We start from the raw sequence: 2815 nt of genomic DNA, 5'->3' as shown, positions 1-2815 counted from the left end.
CCGCCGGTGCCGACCATCATTTTCGCCTGGAAATGCTCGATCGTCTCGGCGAGTTCGGCCTTGGAGACCTCGACATGGATGCCGTCGGCCTGGACCCGGCCGGCGATGCGGGTGTCGCCAGCAATGATGACCGCCACGCCCGCGGCCTGCGCGGCCGGCACGACCTGTTCGGCAAAGGCCTGGAAGGAGGCCTCGTCCATGCCGTTCTCGGGCAGGATCAGCGAGGCGATGTCGCCGCCGTCGAACGCGGCCGCGATGCGGGCGGCCGGCACGCCGGGTGGCGCGATCAGTACGATGCGGCAGCGGTTGGGAGGCGTGGCGTCATTCATGGTTCTTCGATCCCGGGTTTCGCCTATGCCGGGCGAAGATGGTTGGATTGCGGCATAGAGCAAACTGCCCGCTTTGAACAGGCGGACAGCCAGGATCGGATTTTTTGACCGCCGGGTAGCCGGCGTGCCGCCTTACTTGATCGGCTGCGGGCTCGCGGCGGACGGTCTCGATTTCCACAATGTCCAGCCGAGGTTCATGCCGGCGGCTGCGATCAGGATGGCGGCGGCGCCGACGACCTGGCTAAGATGCAGCCGATGGCCGAAAGCGATGACATCGACCAGGATGGCAACGACCGGATAGATGAAGGACAGCGACCCCTGCAGATGCGTCGGCAGCTTCTGGATGGCGCCGTACATCAGGATGTACATCAGGCCGGTGTGGACGATGCCGAGCGTTGCCAGCATGGCCCAGCTCCATGGGTCGGCGGGAAGATGCGAGAGATTGGCGAAGGGCGCCAGCATGACGACGCCGACGCAGACCTGGATGAGCGCGATCAGATGGGGCGGCGTGCCCTTGAGTTTCTTGGTGACGATGGCCGCGACAGCCCAGAAAAAGGCGGCGGCCAGGGCCATCAGGATGCCGGCGAAATAGTTCGTGCCGACATCGCCGGCGTCTGGGGCGGCCCCGACGATCAGCACCATGCCGGCGAAGGCGATTGCCAGCCAGGTCAGCTTGGTCAATGTCAGCCGCTCGGCGAACAACAGCGCGCCGAAGCCGACCAGCATGAAGGGTTGCGTGTTGTAGACCGCGGTGGCGATCGAGATGGAGGCGCGTGAGAATGCGCTAAACAGGAGCAGCCAGTTGATGACGATCGCCGCGCCCCCAAGTGCTGCGAGGCCGACGATGCGCAACGACAGCCTGTTGCGCAACAATCCAAGCGAAGCGCAGATGATGAGCAGCGTCAGCGCGCCGAACGCGCAGCGCCAGAACACTACATCCATGATCGGCTGGCCGGACATGATGACGAACCATCCGATCGTTCCCAGGATCGCCATTGCGGCCGACATTTCGACCGTGCCACGTACCGTATCGTTCATGATAAGCCTCTGAACCCGTTGAGCCAGCATAATCTCATGTGATGTCGAGGCTTTCCATCTCCTCAGGAAGGCTATATGAGGAGGTGGCCTAATTATATTAGGCAGCCGCTCGAATCTGCGAGAAAAAGAAATGCTGGACGATCTCGACCGAAATCTCCTCGAAATCCTGGTCAGGGATGCGCGGACCTCGCTGAAGGATCTGGCGGCCCAGGTCGGGCTTTCGTCGCCGAGCGTTTCGGAGCGGCTGCGGCGGCTCGAGGAACGCGGCGTCATCCGGGCGTTCACCGTCGAGATCGATCCGCTGGCGCTCGGCTATACGCTGCAGGCGATCGTGCGGATCAAACCTTTGCCGGGCAAGCTGCACATCGTCCAGAAACTGATCGAGGAGATTGAAGAGTTTGGCGAATGCGACAAGGTGACGGGAGATGACTGTTTCGTCGCCCGGCTGTTCGTGCGCTCGATCGGCGACCTCGACGGCATTCTCGACCGGATCGCCGACAAGGCCGAGACCAGCACCGCCATCATCAAGGCACAGCCGATCCGGCGGCGGCCGCCGCCACTGGGGTTGCCGTTGGGCTCATAAGCTTGACATCCCGAGGCCATGGTGGAAAGGCGCGGCCAGTCCACCAAATGTCAGTCTTCCGCCAGATGGCTGTCTGAAGAGCGAGAAAAACATGGCGCAGAACATCTACGATCAACCGGAATTCTTCGCGGGCTACAGCCAGCTCGGCCGCTCGGTCGAGGGCCTGGACGGCGCCGCCGAGTGGCCGGCGCTGCGCGCGATGCTGCCTGATGTCACGGGCCTGAGGATCGTCGACCTCGGCTGCGGCTTTGGCTGGTTTTGCCGCTGGGCGCACGGGCAAGGGGCGAGCAATGTCCTTGGGCTCGACCTGTCGGAGAAGATGCTTGCCCGGGCCAGAGCTGCCGGCCCGGACACGGGCATCACCTATGAAAGAGCCGACCTCGACCAGCTCAGCCTGCCGCGGGCCAGCTTCGACCTCGCCTACAGTTCGCTCGCCTTGCACTATGTCGCGGATGTCGAGCGCCTGTTCGGAACCGTGCATCAGGCCCTGTCGCCAGGCGGCCATTTTGTCTTCTCGACGGAGCATCCGATCTACATGGCGCCGACCAATCCCGGTTGGTCGATCGATGGCGAGGGGAAAAAGACCTGGCCTGTCGACCGGTATCTGGTGGAAGGGCCGCGCACGACCGACTGGTTGGCCAAGGGCGTGGTAAAACATCACCGCACCATCGGCACCACGCTCAACACGCTGATCGGGACGGGTTTCACGATCGAGCATGTCGAGGAATTCCGTCCGACGGACGCGCAGATCGCGGCCATGCCGGGTCTTGCGGAAGAACTCGAGCGGCCGATGTTCCTGCTGGTTTCGGCGCGCCGATAGCTATTCGAAGCCCGCCGGCAAGGCTCGTCGCGGCCAGCCCATATT

The 2815-nt window shown here is 63.4% G+C and carries 4 protein-coding genes; 2 read left to right on the top strand and 2 right to left on the bottom strand.

Annotated features, from left to right (window positions below; translation table 11 throughout):
• A partial coding sequence (locus EOA36_RS32635; RefSeq protein ID WP_189553467.1) for a thiamine phosphate synthase occupies positions 1-329 on the bottom strand: 329 nt, incomplete at its 3' end.
• Between the two features lie 132 nt (positions 330-461).
• On the bottom strand, positions 462-1367 hold the full coding sequence (locus EOA36_RS32630; protein ID WP_127280922.1) for a DMT family transporter: 906 nt from the start codon (positions 1365-1367) through the stop codon (positions 462-464).
• Between the two features lie 130 nt (positions 1368-1497).
• Between EOA36_RS32630 and EOA36_RS32625 the strand changes: the two genes are divergently transcribed.
• Both EOA36_RS32625 and EOA36_RS32620 read left to right on the top strand, forming a co-directional pair.
• Positions 1498-1950 carry an Lrp/AsnC family transcriptional regulator gene (locus EOA36_RS32625; protein ID WP_127280921.1) on the top strand — a complete coding sequence of 151 codons (453 nt, stop codon included), beginning with the start codon at positions 1498-1500 and terminating at the stop codon, positions 1948-1950.
• 91 nt (positions 1951-2041) lie between these two features.
• Positions 2042-2770, top strand: a complete 729-nt coding sequence (locus tag EOA36_RS32620; RefSeq protein WP_127280920.1) for a class I SAM-dependent methyltransferase — start codon at positions 2042-2044, stop codon at positions 2768-2770.
• Positions 2771-2815: the final 45 nt, after the last annotated feature.

Source organism: Mesorhizobium sp. M8A.F.Ca.ET.021.01.1.1, assembly GCF_003998025.1.
Lineage (GTDB): Bacteria > Pseudomonadota > Alphaproteobacteria > Rhizobiales > Rhizobiaceae > Mesorhizobium.
The sequence above is the reverse complement of the archived record's forward strand: the minus strand, read 5'-3'. Positions and strand labels throughout refer to the sequence as shown.